12 protein-coding genes are annotated in these 13,557 nt (G+C 70.4%); 1 reads left to right on the top strand and 11 read right to left on the bottom strand.

The window, feature by feature from the left end; genetic code table 11:
- Window positions 1–73: 73 nt before the first annotated feature.
- Complete coding sequence (gene hflX, locus ITJ64_RS00155) at window positions 74–1,606, bottom strand: GTPase HflX (protein WP_179547903.1); 1,533 nt, start codon at window positions 1,604–1,606, stop codon at window positions 74–76.
- 40 nt (window positions 1,607–1,646) lie between these two features.
- Here hflX and ITJ64_RS00160 point away from each other — a divergent pair, with 40 nt between their 5' ends.
- Window positions 1,647–2,255 (top strand): class I SAM-dependent methyltransferase, encoded by a 609-nt coding sequence (locus ITJ64_RS00160; protein WP_194678776.1) that lies wholly within the window; start codon window positions 1,647–1,649, stop codon window positions 2,253–2,255.
- A gap of 45 nt (window positions 2,256–2,300) precedes the next feature.
- Here the strand turns inward: ITJ64_RS00160 and dapF are convergent, their stop codons facing one another.
- The 10 genes from dapF to ITJ64_RS00210 all read right to left on the bottom strand — a co-directional run bounded on the left by dapF (window position 2,301) and on the right by ITJ64_RS00210 (window position 13,549).
- Window positions 2,301–3,182, bottom strand: a complete 882-nt coding sequence (dapF, locus tag ITJ64_RS00165; protein WP_194678777.1) for a diaminopimelate epimerase — start codon at window positions 3,180–3,182, stop codon at window positions 2,301–2,303.
- Between the two features lie 4 nt (window positions 3,183–3,186).
- Window positions 3,187–4,218, bottom strand: coding sequence for a tRNA (adenosine(37)-N6)-dimethylallyltransferase MiaA (gene miaA, locus ITJ64_RS00170; protein ID WP_194678778.1), 1,032 nt, complete (start codon window positions 4,216–4,218; stop codon window positions 3,187–3,189).
- Between the two features lie 2 nt (window positions 4,219–4,220).
- Window positions 4,221–5,915 carry a tRNA (N6-isopentenyl adenosine(37)-C2)-methylthiotransferase MiaB gene (miaB, locus tag ITJ64_RS00175; RefSeq protein ID WP_194678779.1) on the bottom strand — a complete coding sequence of 565 codons (1,695 nt, stop codon included), beginning with the start codon at window positions 5,913–5,915 and terminating at the stop codon, window positions 4,221–4,223.
- 148 nt (window positions 5,916–6,063) lie between these two features.
- Complete coding sequence (locus tag ITJ64_RS19215; RefSeq protein WP_194678780.1) at window positions 6,064–7,176, bottom strand: RecX family transcriptional regulator; 1,113 nt, start codon at window positions 7,174–7,176, stop codon at window positions 6,064–6,066.
- Window positions 7,177–7,281: 105 nt separating this feature from the next.
- Window positions 7,282–8,415, bottom strand: coding sequence for a recombinase RecA (gene recA / locus ITJ64_RS00185; RefSeq protein WP_194678781.1), 1,134 nt, complete (start codon window positions 8,413–8,415; stop codon window positions 7,282–7,284).
- A 335-nt stretch (window positions 8,416–8,750) separates the two neighbouring features.
- Entirely contained in the window at window positions 8,751–8,978 is a 228-nt protein-coding gene (locus ITJ64_RS00190) for a DUF3046 domain-containing protein (RefSeq protein WP_194678782.1), read from the bottom strand.
- A gap of 2 nt (window positions 8,979–8,980) precedes the next feature.
- On the bottom strand, window positions 8,981–9,289 hold the full coding sequence (locus ITJ64_RS00195) for a helix-turn-helix transcriptional regulator (RefSeq protein ID WP_194678783.1): 309 nt from the start codon (window positions 9,287–9,289) through the stop codon (window positions 8,981–8,983).
- Between the two features lie 172 nt (window positions 9,290–9,461).
- The gene (locus ITJ64_RS00200) at window positions 9,462–9,986 is read right to left on the bottom strand and encodes a CinA family protein (protein ID WP_194678784.1); all 525 of its coding nucleotides are present in this window, start codon (window positions 9,984–9,986) and stop codon (window positions 9,462–9,464) included.
- Window positions 9,983–10,588, bottom strand: a complete 606-nt coding sequence (pgsA, locus tag ITJ64_RS00205) for a CDP-diacylglycerol--glycerol-3-phosphate 3-phosphatidyltransferase (RefSeq protein WP_194678785.1) — start codon at window positions 10,586–10,588, stop codon at window positions 9,983–9,985. Before pgsA ends, ITJ64_RS00200 begins: the two co-directional genes overlap by 4 nt.
- A gap of 3 nt (window positions 10,589–10,591) precedes the next feature.
- Window positions 10,592–13,549, bottom strand: a complete 2,958-nt coding sequence (locus ITJ64_RS00210) for a DNA translocase FtsK (protein ID WP_194678786.1) — start codon at window positions 13,547–13,549, stop codon at window positions 10,592–10,594.
- Between the last annotated feature and the right edge of the window lie 8 nt (window positions 13,550–13,557).

Raw genomic sequence — 13,557 nt, forward strand, 5'->3', positions numbered from 1 at the left:
TGTGGTGGGCCCGGGGCATCCGGCAGCGGGCATCCGCTCTTCTGAGGGGTTCTGCGAGCCCCGGTCGTTCGCGTCAGCGCGCGAACTCGACCAGGCGTTCCTCGAACTCGGGGTTGACCAGGGCGCGCACGTGGGTGCCGCCCTCCTCGTAGTCGGTGCTCAGCACCGTGTTCTTCTCGTGCAGCATCGTGACGACGTCACCGCGCTCGTAGGGCACCAGCAGGTCGACCTCGACGCTCGGGCGCGGCAGGATCGCGTCGATCGCCGCGAGCAGCTCGGGGATGCCCTCGCCGGTGCGGGCCGAGACGAAGACCGCCGTCGGCTCGAGGCCGCGCAGCACGAGCCGGTCGTCGTCGCTGACCAGGTCGGCCTTGTTGAACACGACGATCTCGGGGATGCCCCGCGCACCGGCCTCGCCCATGACGTCGCGCACCGTGGTGATCTGGCTCGCGGGGTCGGGGTGTGAGCCGTCGACGACGTGCACCACGACGTCGGAGTCGGCCACCTCCTCGAGGGTCGACCGGAACGCCTCGACCAGCTGGTGCGGCAGCGCGCGCACGAACCCGACGGTGTCGGCGATCGTGTAGGGCCGGCCGTCTTCGGTCACGTTCTTGCGCACCGTGGCGTCGAGGGTCGCGAACAGCGAGTTCTCGACCAGCACGCCGGCGCTCGTGATGCGGTTCAGCAGCGAGGACTTGCCGGCGTTGGTGTAGCCGGCGATGGCCACGCTCGGCACCGCGTTGCGCTTGCGGTTGGCGCGCTTGGCGTCACGGGCCGGCTTCATCTCCTTGATCTGCTTGCGCAGCTTCGCCATGCGGGTGTGGATGCGGCGTCGATCGAGTTCGATCTTCGTCTCACCGGGGCCACGCGAGCCCATGCCGGCGCCCGCGCCACCCACCTGGCCACCGGCCTGGCGGGACATCGAGTCACCCCAGCCGCGAAGACGCGGGAGCAGGTACTCGAGCTGCGCGAGCTCGACCTGCGCCTTGCCCTCGCGGCTCTTGGCGTGCTGGCTGAAGATGTCGAGGATGACGGCCGTGCGGTCGATGACCTTGACCTTCACGACGTCTTCGAGCGCACGGCGCTGGCTGGGGGCCAGCTCGGTGTCGGCGATGACCGTGTCGGCGCCGAGGCTCGCGACGATGGCCCGCAGCTCTTCGGCCTTTCCCTTGCCGAAGTAGGTGCTGGGGTCGGGATGCGGCCGGCGCTGCAGGAGGCCGTCGAGCACGACGGCTCCGGCGGTCTCGGCGAGGGCCGCGAGCTCGCGCAACGAGTTCTCGGCGTCGCCCAGTGTGCCCTGCGAGTAGACGCCGATGATGACGACGTTCTCCAGCCGCAGCTGGCGGTACTCGACCTCGGTGACGTCTTCGAGCTCGGTGGAGAGCCCGGCGACGCGCCGGAGGGACTGGCGGTCTTCGCGGTCGAACTGGTCGCCGTCGTAGCTGGAGCCGTCGCGCTCGCCCGTGGTGGCGGGGCGCTGGAGGGCCTGGGCCGAGCCCTGCTCGAAGAGCGAGTAGCCGCTCGAGCGCTGTTCGGCACGTGCGAGCACCCGGGCGACGGCGTCGTCGCCCGCACTCGTGTTCTCTGTGATCTCGTGGTCTGACATTGGCGTCAAGACTAGTCTCCTTGTTTGCTAGATTCCCTCTATGGATGGCGAGCACTACTTCTCTGCGCAGCCCGCGGGGGAGCTGTCGCTCCGCGAGCTGACGGTCACCCTGGCCGGGTCGGAGCACCGCCTCACGACGGCATCGGGCATCTTCAGCCCGGATCGGATCGACACCGGCACGCAGGTGCTGCTCGCGAACGTGCCGAAGCCGCCGCCCGGGGGGAATCTTCTCGATCTGGGGTGCGGCTGGGGGCCGATCGCGCTCACACTGGCCCTGGAATCACCGCGTTCGACGGTGTGGGCCGTGGATGTCAACGAGCGTGCTCTGGATCTGGTTCGTCGTAATGCTCACATCATGGGTCTCGAGAATGTCAACGCCGTGCGGCCCGAAGATGTTCCCGACGACGTGCGGTTCATGACGATCTGGTCGAACCCGCCCATCCGCGTCGGCAAGGCCGAACTGCACTCCATGCTGCGGCTGTGGCTGCCGCGGCTCGAGCCGGGCACCGAGGCGTGGCTCGTGGTGCAGAAGAATCTCGGGTCCGACTCGTTGCAGCGGTGGATGGACGGGGAGTTCCCCGAGCTCACGGTTCAGCGCGAGGCGACGAGCAAGGCGTTCCGGGTGCTGCGGGCGCGGAAGCGGGCTTAGAGCGTTCGGTCGCGCCGGCGCCGTCGGCCCGTTGTTCTAGTCGCGTTAGGCGATCGCCAGGTCGCCCTCGTAGACGAGCTCGGCCGGGCCCGAGAGCGCCACGTGCTCGCCGTCCTCGGCGGGGAACATGCGCACGCCCACGACGCCTCCGGGGACGGCGACGCTCCAGTGGTTCGGCGCGCCCTGGCCGGCCCAGTGACGGGTGGCGAGGGCCGCCGCGGCCGCGCCCGTTCCGCAGCTGAGCGTCTCGCCGCTGCCTCGCTCGTGCACGCGCATCCGGATGTGGCCGACGGCGTCGCGCACGAGAGGGTCGGAGGGCACGACGAACTCGACGTTGGCGCCGTCGACCGGGGCCGGCTCGAGGTGCGGGATGAAGGCGAGGTCGGCCGAGTCGAGCTCCTCGTCGTCGGCGAGGGCGACGACCACGTGCGGGTTGCCGACGTTGATGCCGAGGCCCGGGCGGGCGACCTGGAGGTTCTTGGCGCGCACGAGGGGCTCGCCGCCGTCGAGGCTCCAGCGGCCGAGGTCGACCTGGAAGCCGAGCGCGTTCAGCTGCACGTCGCGCACACCCGCGCGGGTGCCGATGACGAGGGTCTCGCCCGGGGCCAGCTCGGTGAGGCCGTTGTCGATGAGGTAGCGGGCATAGACGCGGATGCCGTTGCCGCACATCTCGGAGAGCGACCCGTCGGCGTTGTGGTAGTCCATGAACCACTCGGCGGCCGGGTCCTCGGTGAGGGCCGCAGCCCCGGCGTCGAGGTTCTGCGACCGCACGGCCCGGATGACCCCGTCGGCGCCCACACCGAAGTGCCGGTCGCAGATGGCGGCGATCTGGGCGGGCGTCAGATCGATCTCGCCCTCGGGATCGGTGAAGAGCACGAAGTCGTTGCCCGTGCCCTGACCCTTGGTGAAGTGCAACTCGGCTGGCATCTGATCAGTCTAGGGCGGTGGGGGTGGTGGCCGTCGCGGCGACCGCTGCCGCTGCCGTTGTCGTTGCTGCCGCTGCCGCTGCCGCTGTCGCTGCCGCTTCGAGCGCGGCGGGGTCGAGCGCGTCGACGTCGAGGGCGTTCGGGTAGCGCTTGAACCAGCTCACCTGGCGGCGGGCGTAGCGGCGGGTGAGGGACTGCGCCTCGGCGATCGCGTCGGCCTCGGTCATCGTGCCGTCGTGCTGGGCGAGGGCCTGCGCGTAGCCGATGGCGCGGGATGCGGTGACGCCCTCGCGGAGGCCCAGCGGCACCAGCCCGGCGACCTCGTCGACGAGCCCGGCCGACCACATCCGCTCGACCCGGGCGTCGAGCCGCTCGACGAGCCGCTCACGCAGGACGCCCAGCCGCACGATCGCGGCCGGCCGCCACAGCACCGGTTCGTCGGGCAGGGTGCCGCTGACGGGTTCACCCGTGAGTTCGACGACCTCGAGCGCCCGCACGAGCCGGCGGCCGTTGAACTGGCCGATTGAGGCGGCGGCCTGCGGATCGATCGCCTTCAGCCGGTCGTAGAGGGCGCGGACTCCCCCGCTCTCGAGCTCGGCCTCGAGCCGCGCGCGCACGGCGTCGTCGCGCGCGGGGAAGCGGAAGTCGAACAGCACCGACGACACGTACAGGCCCGAGCCGCCGACGAGGATCGCCGTGCCACCGCGCCCCACGATGTCGTCGATCGCGGCGCGGGCGGCCGGCTGGTAGGCGGCGACGGAGGCTTCATCGGTGACGTCGAGCACGTCGAGGAGGTGGTGGGGGACGCCCCGGCGGTCTCCCTGCGGCAGCTTCGCCGTGCCGATGTCCATGCCGCGGTACAGCTGCATCGCGTCGGCGTTGACGACCTCGGCGAACCCTCCGCGCGCGGCGATGCGCTCGGCGATCGCCAGCGACAGCTCGGACTTGCCCGTGCCGGTGGCGCCGACGACCGCGATCACGGTCGCTTCGCCGCCGTCCGCACCCTCGGTGTGCGCGGCGGGCGGTGTGGCGGCCATCGTCAGCCGCGCAGGTCGTCGGTGGGGCTGTAGATGGGCACGGTGGCGACGCCGTGGCCCTCGGTGGCGCCGGTGGGTGCCGCCGCGCCGCGGTGATCGGCCGCGTCACCGGTCCCGCGCGAGGAGCGGTTGACCGAGACGGCGGGGACGCCGACGCGGAGGGTGGGGAGGCCCAGCGAGACGGCGCGGGTCCCCTCGGCTCCGGATGCTCCGGCCGGCGTCGAGGGGACGCCGCAGGACTCGGCCTCGGCACGGTCCCAGGCGTCGCCCGCGCGGGTGCGGCGCACCTCGAGCGCCGCGCCGTCGGTGTCGGCGATGAGGTGGAAGGGCGCGGCCTGCGTGATCGTCACCGAGACCACGTCGCCCGGGCGGGGGCGCTCGGAACCCGCGGGCACCTCGAAATGCACCAGGCGGCTGTCCTCCGCGCGACCGCTCAGGCGGTTGGTCGCCTGGTCCTTCCGGCCCTCGCCGTTCGCGACCAGGACGTTCACGCGGCGCCCGATGAGCGCCCGGTTCTCCTCGAGGCTGATGCGCTCCTGCAGCGCGACGAGGCGCTCGTAGCGCTCCTGCACGACCTCGTGCGGCACCTGATCGGGCAGGGTCGCCGCCGGCGTGCCGGGACGGATGGAGTACTGGAAGGTGAACGCCGAGGCGAAGCGGGCGGCCTCGACCACGCGCATCGTCTCGAGGAAGTCCTCCTCGGTCTCGCCGGGGAAGCCGACGATGATGTCGGTCGAGATCGCGGCGTTCGGGATCTTCTCGCGCACGCGGTCGAGGATGCCGAGGAACTTCGCCGAGCGGTACGAGCGCTTCATCGCGCGCAGGATGCGGTCGGACCCCGACTGCAGCGGCATGTGCAGCTGAGGCATGACGTTCGGGGTCTCGGCCATGGCGTCGATCACGTCGTCGGTGAAGGCCGCCGGGTGGGGGCTCGTGAAGCGGATGCGCTCGAGCCCCGGGATGGTTCCGGCCGCCCGCAGCAACTTGCCGAAGGCGAGGCGGTCGCCGAACTCCACCCCGTAGGAGTTCACGTTCTGGCCGAGCAGCGTGACCTCGATCGCGCCGTCGTCGACCAGCGACTGGATCTCGGCCAGCACCTCTCCCGGCCGGCGGTCCTTCTCCTTGCCGCGGAGCGCCGGCACGATGCAGAAGGTGCAGGTGTTGTTGCAGCCGACCGAGATGGACACCCAGCCGCTGTAGGTCGAGTCGCGCTTCGTGGGCAGCGTGGAGGGGAAGGTCTCGAGCGACTCGAGGATCTCGATCTCGGCGGCCTCGTTGTGGCGGGCCCGCTCGAGCAGGCTCGGCAGGGCGCCCATGTTGTGGGTACCGAACACGACGTCGACCCAGGGGGCCTTGTCGAGGATGACGCTCTTGTCCTTCTGAGCGAGGCAGCCGCCGACGGCGATCTGCATGCCCTCGTGACGGCGCTTCACCGAGGCGAGGTGGCCGAGGTTGCCGTAGAGCTTGTTGTCGGCGTTCTCGCGCACGGCGCAGGTGTTGATGACGACGACGTCGGCCTCGACGCCCTCGGCCTTGACGTAGCCGGCGGCCTCGAGCGACCCGCTCAGCCGCTCGGAGTCGTGCACGTTCATCTGACAGCCGAAGGTGCGCACCTCGTACGTCCGGGCCCGCCCGTCCACACCCCGCGACGCGGCGGACGTCTCGATGACCGTCGGGGCTTCACTCACAGTGCTCATGATCGCTCCAGTCTACGAAACCCGACCGCCCCCGCCCGCCCGCGCCGCCGACCGGTCCCTCGGGCGGTGCCGTTGGTCGGCGCCGTCGGGTGGTGGTGACGCCGATTGCTCGAGTGCGCGACTGCGTCGGCGGGAGTCGGGCCCGCGCTCAGCGGAAGCGGGGGCCGCCGAAGCGTTTGCGAGTGGAGAGGGCACGGCGGGTGGCCTCGCGGACGATCGTGGAGTTGAAGCCGCGGCGGGTGAGGAAGGCCATCAAGCGGCGCTCGACCGTCGTGTCGTCGTAGGCGCTGAGCTGGCTGACGCGTTTGGTGGCCGCGTCGAGCGCCAGGGAGAACTCGTGGTCGTCGTCAAGGCCCTCGAGCGCGGCCGTGACCAGCTCGGACGGGATCTTGCGGGCCGACAGCTCGCGCGAGATGGCGCCACGGCTCTTGTGGTCGCGCTCCGACATGCGCTCGACGAGTGCCTCGGCCAACGCGGCGTCGTTGAGGTAGCCGAGCTCCTCGTAGCGGGCCACGAGCGTCTCGGCCTCGTCGTTCGACGCACCCTGCGCCTCGAGCAGCGCCTGGGTCTCCCCCGCGGACAGCTGCCGCCGCCCGAGCGCCCGCACGACGGTGTCGCTGACGCGAGCCAGACGCTCCTCGTCGCTGAGCTGCGGCTCGTCGTCGAACTCGTCGTCGTCACCCCGGAACGCCACCACCGAGCCACGATCCGATCCGGCACGCGAGGTGGCACCCCTCGCCCAACCGCCCTTCGAGGACCCACGCTTCGCCGTGCCGCCCGCTGATGCGGCGCCCGTCCACGAGTCGCCCTTCGAAGCACCGTCCCTCGCGGAACCGGCATCCGACGCAGCGCCCGTCGTGAACGCATCCGACGACGAACCGCCCTCCGCAGCTGCATCCGCGGAGGACGCGCCCGCAGACCAACCGCCGTCCGAAGCCGCACCCGTCGCGGACGAGCCCGCCGACCAACCGCCCTCCGGAGCCGCGCCGGTGGAGGACGCGCCGGTGGAGGACGCGCCCGCAGACGAACCGCCCTGCGGAGCCGCATCCGGGGAGGACCCGCCCGCAGACGAGCCGGCCTCCGAAGCCGCACCCTGCGGCGAGACGACCTCGGGCCTCGCGCCCGTCGACGTGTCGGCGACGGACGTGGCACCCGTCGAGGCGTCGCTTGCTCCGAAGGCCGGGTGACCCGACCCCGACGCACCCGACGGGCGCTTCTTGCGGTCCCGGCGGGCGGCGTCGAGGCTGATGATGTCGTTCACGCGACTCCTAGGGAGGTGTCTCTGGACCGGTCGCCGTCAGCGATCGTCGTGGATCGGATTTGGGGATGCAGGCCCACGAAGAGGTCGCACCCGGGGAGCGCCGCCTCAGGCGCCCTTGCGGCCCGCGGCCAGCTTGGGGGCGATGGGCTCGACCGTGGCGGTCGAGGTCTTGGCTGCCGAGGCCTTCGCATCGGAGGCTTTGGCGGCGGACGCCGTGCTGGCGGCCAGGGCCGCTGCTCCGGCCTCGCCGACGCCGAGCTTCGCGAGGATCTTGTTCTCGATCTCGAGCGCGATGTCGGGGTTCTCTTTCAGGAAGCGGCGCGAGTTCTCCTTGCCCTGGCCGAGCTGGTCGCCGTCGTAGGTGTACCAGGCACCCGACTTGCGCACGATCTCGTGCTCGACGCCGAAGTCGATCAGGCTGCCCTCGCGAGAGATGCCGACGCCGTAGAGGATGTCGAACTCGGCCTGCTTGAAGGGCGGCGCCATCTTGTTCTTGACGACCTTGACGCGGGTGCGGTTGCCGACGGCCTCCGTGCCCTCTTTCAGGGTCTCGATGCGGCGGATGTCGAGTCGCACCGAGGCGTAGAACTTCAGCGCCTTGCCACCGGCGGTGGTCTCGGGGCTGCCGAAGAACACGCCGATCTTCTCGCGCAGCTGGTTGATGAAGATCATCGTGGTGTTGGTCTGGTTCAGGCCACCGGTGAGCTTGCGGAGGGCCTGCGACATCAGCCGGGCCTGCAGACCCACGTGCGAGTCGCCCATCTCGCCCTCGATCTCGGCGCGGGGCACGAGCGCGGCCACCGAGTCGATGACGATGAGGTCGATTGAGCCGGAGCGCACCAGCATGTCGGCGATCTCGAGCGCCTGCTCACCGGTGTCGGGCTGCGACACGAGGAGCGAGTCGATGTCGACGCCGAGCTTCTTGGCGTACTCGGGGTCGAGCGCGTGCTCCGCGTCGATGAAGGCGGCGATGCCCCCGGCGCGCTGGGCGTTCGCGATGGCGTGCAGCGTGAGCGTGGTCTTTCCCGAGGACTCCGGGCCGTAGATCTCGACGATGCGGCCACGGGGAAGACCTCCGATGCCGAGCGCGACGTCGAGGGCGATCGACCCCGTGGGCACGACCTCCACGGGTGCGCGGTCGTCGCTGCCGAGGCGCATGACCGACCCCTTGCCGAACTGACGGTCGATCTGGGCGAGCGCGGTCTCGAGTGCTTTTTCGCGGTTGGCGTCTGACGGCATGGCGTCTTCCTTCTGTCGTGTGCGGCCTGGGTTCGGTGACCCGGTGTCGCGATGGTGTGCCCACAGGCTGTCGTGTGCGGGTGATCTCTCGATCGGGCAACGACAGGGCGTTTTTCGGGAGTTCCTCGAACGGGTTCCACGCTAGGCAGGACCACCGACATCCGTCGTCGGCCCGTGCCATCTGTGGAGAACGTCTTCGATTCTCTCGATGTGCAGAAGCCTACTCAGAACCGAAGGTATGTTCGAGAGGCCGGGGCGGCGTGTCGGGCGCGAAAAAGGCCCCCGGAGCATCCGAGGGCCTTCTTCAATTCAGAGCAGCAGCACGAGCGACAGCTTCACCCGCGAGGCTGAGCCGGCAACCCGGCACCGTGCCACCGCTCACGCGGCACGTCAGCGGCCCGGCACACCGCGAGCCACACCTCTCGCGGCGAGATGCCGGCCTTCAGCGCCTGCTCGGGAGTTCGATCGCCGAGGTCGACGAGCATCAGGTCGCGCGTGACCACCTGGCCGTACGCGTCGCCGAACTCGTCGGAGACGGCCTGACGGAATTCGCTCAGGCGCACTCTCAGCGGGTGACGAGGTCGGCGTCGAAGTCGGCGACGAACTCGTCGGGGATGGTGTCGGGAATGGGATCGATGCCCTCGACCACGGCGAGACGGTCTCCGACCTCGCGCATGATCACCGAGATGGGCGTGTCGAGAGCGTCGGCGACCGACGCGAGGATCTCGCTCGAGGCCTCTTTCTGACCACGCTCGACCTCGCTCAGGTAGCCGAGCGCGACGCTCGCCTTACTTGCCACTTGACGAAGGGTGCGGCCCTTCTGCAGGCGGAAGTCCCGAAGCACGTCGCCGATCTCCTGACGAACTAGAATCACTGGACCCTCCTTGCGTTCAGTCACGGTCTTATCGAGTGGCTCTCGAACCGCGGTTGCCGGTGGTTCGTAGCAGAAACTCTAAGCGACGGGGACTGGACATATCTTGTGAATGACATCAGATGTAACGAGATCGAAACGCGTCGCATTCCCGGCTGAGCAGCCCGCCGGAAGCTCACAGGAACTCCTCCAGCAGAGCCAGTGCGCGGGCCACGACGGCGGCCCGCACGGCAGCCCGGTCGCCCTCGGCGTGCACCTCGACGAAGCGCACCTCGCTGCCGATCGCGAGCCCGACGAAGGCGGTGCCCGGCGGATGCCCGTCCTGCGCGTCCGGCCCGGCGACACCGGTCGTCGACAGCCCGATCCACGGCTCCTCGCCGTCGACGACGAGTGCGGTGCGAACCCCGACGGCCATCTGCAGCGCGACGTCGGGATGCACCGGACCGTGCGCGGCCAGCACCTCGGCGTCGACGCCGAGCACGCTGTGCTTAACGCGGGTGTCGTAGGCGACCACTCCCCCGCGCAGCACGGCCGACGCTCCGGGCACCTCGACCAGAGCCGCGGCCAGCAGACCTCCGGTGAGCGACTCGGCGACGCCGACCGTGACGTGCCGCGCCGTCAGGGTCTCGACGAGCCGACGGGCGACCTCGAAGGTCGGCGACGGAGCCGGAGAAGCCGCCGGCGACTGAGGCGAGCTCACGCGGCCCGCTTCGGGCGGTTCAGGCGCCAGGCCTGCACGAGGTAGTCGATGCCCGTCACGACGGTGAGCACCAGGGCGATGGCCATGAAGACGGCGTTGACCCAGTTCATCCAGTCGCCGAGGAGGTTCGGGAAGGGCAGCAGAGCGAGCGAGATGGCCACCGACTGCGCGAGCGTCTTGAGCTTGCCGCCGCGCGAGGCCGGTATGACCCGGTCGCTCAGCTGCACGAAGCGCCACACGGTGATGCCGATCTCGCGCACGAGGATGACGATCGTCACCCACCAGGGCAGCTCGGCCAGGATCGACAGACCGACGAGAGCCGCGCCCGTGAGCACCTTGTCGGCGATCGGGTCGAGCAGCTTGCCGAGGTCGGTGACGAGGTTGCGGCTGCGGGCGATGTGCCCGTCGATGCCGTCGGTGGCGATGGCGAGGATGAACAGCACCGCGGCCGCCCAGCGCAGCCCGCCGTCGGCCCCGTTGTCGGCCAGCAGCATCACGAAGAACACCGGGGCGAGCAGGATGCGCACGATCGTGATCGCGTTCGGCAGGTTCCAGTTGCTCGGCTTCGCCACCGCGCCGCCTGTGTGCTCGGTGCTGCTCACGTGCTACTCCCTGCCGGTCAGTCCCCAGGCGTCCTCATCGGACGAGTCCGCCTCGACCTCAGGGTACTGGGAGAGCGCGTCACCCACCGCATCCGAGCCGTAGCGGTCGTGCTCGGGAGCCGGAGCGGAAACAGCAGAGGCAGAAGCAGACGCGGCCCCAGACCCAGCCCCAGCCCCAGCCGAGGCAGAAGAAGCCGCCGCCCCGGCCGACGACCCGCCGCGGATCATCGACAGCACCTCCGGCAGCTGCTCGGCCGTGACCAGCACGTCCCGCGCCTTCGACCCCTCCGACGGCCCGACGATCTCGCGCGACTCCAGCAGGTCCATCAGCCGGCCCGCCTTGGCGAACCCGACCTTGAGCTTGCGCTGCAGCATCGAGGTGGAGCCGAACTGCGTGTTGACGACCAGCTCGGCCGCCGCGAGCAGCAGCTCGAGGTCGTCGCCGATGTCGGCGTCGATCTGCTTCTTCTCGGCCGTGACCGCGACGTCGTCGCGGTACTCCGGTCGCGCCTGACGGGTGACGTGCTCGACGACCTTGGCGATCTCGGGCTCGCTCACCCAGGCGCCCTGCACGCGGATGGACTTCGACGAGCCCATCGGCAGGAACAGGGCGTCGCCCTGGCCGATCAGCTTGTCGGCGCCCGGCTGGTCGAGGATGACGCGGGAGTCGGTGACGCTGGTGACCGCGAAGGCGAGGCGCGAGGGCACGTTCGCCTTGATCAGACCGGTGACGACGTCGACCGAGGGCCGCTGGGTGGCGAGCACCAGGTGGATGCCCGAGGCGCGGGCCAGCTGGGTGATGCGCACGATCGAGTCCTCGACGTCGCGCGGGGCGACCATCATCAGGTCGGCGAGCTCGTCGACCACGACGAGGAGGTAGGGGTAGGGCTTCAGCACCCGCTGCGAGGCGGGCGGCAGCTGGATCTCGTCGTTGATCACGGCGCGGTTGAAGTCGTCGATGTGCCGGAAGCCGAAGCTCTCCAGGTCGTCGTACCGCATGTCCATCTCCTTCACCACCCACGACAGCGCCTCGGCCGCCTTCTTGGGGTTGGTGATGATGGGGGTGATCAGGTGCGGCACGCCCTGGTAGGCGGTGAGCTCCACCCGCTTCGGGTCGATCAGCACCATGCGCACCTCGCTGGGCTTCGCGCGCATGAGCACCGAGGTGACCATCGAGTTGATGAAGCTCGACTTGCCCGAGCCGGTGGAGCCGGCCACCAGGAGGTGGGGCATCTTGGCGAGGTTCGCGAGCACGAACTTGCCCTCGACGTCCTTGCCGACGCCGATGGTCATCGGGTGCGGGTCGTTCATCGCCTTCTGCGACCGCAGCACGTCGCCGAGCGACACGGTCTCCCGGTCGGTGTTGGGGATCTCGATGCCGATGGCGCTGCGCCCCGGGATGGGCGACAGGATGCGCACCTCGTTCGACGCGACCGCGTACGAGAGGTTCTTCGACAGCGCCGTGACGCGTTCGACCTTGACGCCCGGGCCGAGCTCGATCTCGTAGCGGGTGACGGTGGGGCCCCGCGAGAAGCCGGTGACCGTGGCGTCGACCGAGAACTGCTTCAGCACGTCGGTGATGGCGCGCACGATGTCGTCGTTCACGGCCGAACGGGCCTTCGAGGGCTCTCCCACCGAGAGGTTCGCGACCGAGGGCAGGCGGTAGTTCGCGGGGTCGGACGCGGGCGCCGGGGCCGGCATGCCGTCGACGGCGCCCGTTCCGGAGAGGTCGAGCGGAGCATCCGGAATCGGCGTCGCGAACGCGGGCAGCCCCTCGGTGGACTCGTCGTCGAGGAGGCCCGTGGTCTGCAGCCGACCGGGCAGGATCTCGCCCGTGACGCGCTTGATGGCCTGCTCGGCGGCCTCCATGTCGTGCAGCAGGCCCGAGCCGAAGCTCTCGGTGCTGTCGAGGTCGGTGGGATGCACGACCTCGGCCGGGCTCTCGAACGGCCCCTCGGGCGCGGGGGTGCGGTCTTCGATGCGGGGCTGCAGCGGCGGGGCCGAGGACTCGGGGTCTTCTTCGCGGCCGCTGGAGTTGCGCCGCCACCAGGGCAGGGCGCCCGACTCTTCCGGCGTGGCCTCGAGATCGAGCATGTTGGGGTCATCGGACTCGGCCGAGCGGTTGCGACGCCCGCGCTTGGCGGCGACGGGGGCGGTCTCGTCGGACCCGGAACCCGAGCCGGAGACGGCGGACGCACCGGAGGGATCCGACTCCTCGGCCGCCCCGAAGAGGTAGGCGTACAGCTCGCGCAGACGCCGCCCGATGCGGTTCGGCGGCGTCTTGGTGATGATGAACAGCGACAGCGCGAGCAGCACGATCAACACGGCGGCCGAGCCGGCCGGGGTGATCAGCGCGGCGAGCGGGGCCGCGGCGATCCAGCCGATGACACCGCCGGCCAGGGCCAGCACGTCCATGCCCTGCGAGGGGTCGGGGGCCTGGCTGAAGATGTGGCAGAGGCCGGAGACCGTGACGAGGAAGACACTCAGGCCGATGCCGATGCGCCCGTTGTCGTGCACGGAGCTCGGATGCCGGAACAGCCAGATGGCGAGCAGCATCAGGATGACGGGCAGGGCGTAGGAGACGCGGCCGAACAGTCCGCCGAAGGTCCACGCGTTGATGGCGACGGCCACCGCGTTGGAGGCGAGGAACCACTCGGTGATCGCACCCGCGACCGCGAGCACGAAGAACAGGAAGGGGAGGCCGTCGCGGCGCTCCTCCTTCGCCAGCGTCTCGTGGCCGAAGGCGCGCGCGGCGCCGCCCGTGACATGGGCGAGGCCGAGCCAGAGCTTGACGAGCGGGTTGGGACCCTGCTCCTCCTGGATGACCGGATACTTCACGGTCTTCTGGGCGGCGGTGCGGGCGGGCGCCTTGCGGGGCGTCGCGGCCGACGCTGCCGTGCCTCGCGTCGAGCGCGGGGTGGACGCCGGCTTGCGGGGCGTCGACTTACTGCTGGTGGCCATGGTTTCAC

Origin of the sequence: Herbiconiux sp. VKM Ac-1786 (assembly GCF_015350805.1) — a bacterium.
In the GTDB taxonomy this organism is placed as follows: Bacteria; Actinomycetota; Actinomycetes; order Actinomycetales; family Microbacteriaceae; genus Herbiconiux.

What these genes read in the sequence shown, in the direction of transcription:
- recA (WP_194678781.1), bottom strand. Translation starts at nt 8,415, where the DNA reads ATGCCGTCAGACGCCAACCGCGAAAAAGCACTCGAGACCGCGCTCGCC.
- ITJ64_RS00160 (WP_194678776.1), top strand. Translation starts at nt 1,647, where the DNA reads ATGGATGGCGAGCACTACTTCTCTGCGCAGCCCGCGGGGGAGCTGTCG.
- miaA (WP_194678778.1), bottom strand. Translation starts at nt 4,218, where the DNA reads ATGGCCGCCACACCGCCCGCCGCGCACACCGAGGGTGCGGACGGCGGC.
- miaB (WP_194678779.1), bottom strand. Translation starts at nt 5,915, where the DNA reads ATGAGCACTGTGAGTGAAGCCCCGACGGTCATCGAGACGTCCGCCGCG.
- ITJ64_RS00210 (WP_194678786.1), bottom strand. Translation starts at nt 13,549, where the DNA reads ATGGCCACCAGCAGTAAGTCGACGCCCCGCAAGCCGGCGTCCACCCCG.
- hflX (WP_179547903.1), bottom strand. Translation starts at nt 1,606, where the DNA reads ATGTCAGACCACGAGATCACAGAGAACACGAGTGCGGGCGACGACGCC.
- dapF (WP_194678777.1), bottom strand. Translation starts at nt 3,182, where the DNA reads ATGCCAGCCGAGTTGCACTTCACCAAGGGTCAGGGCACGGGCAACGAC.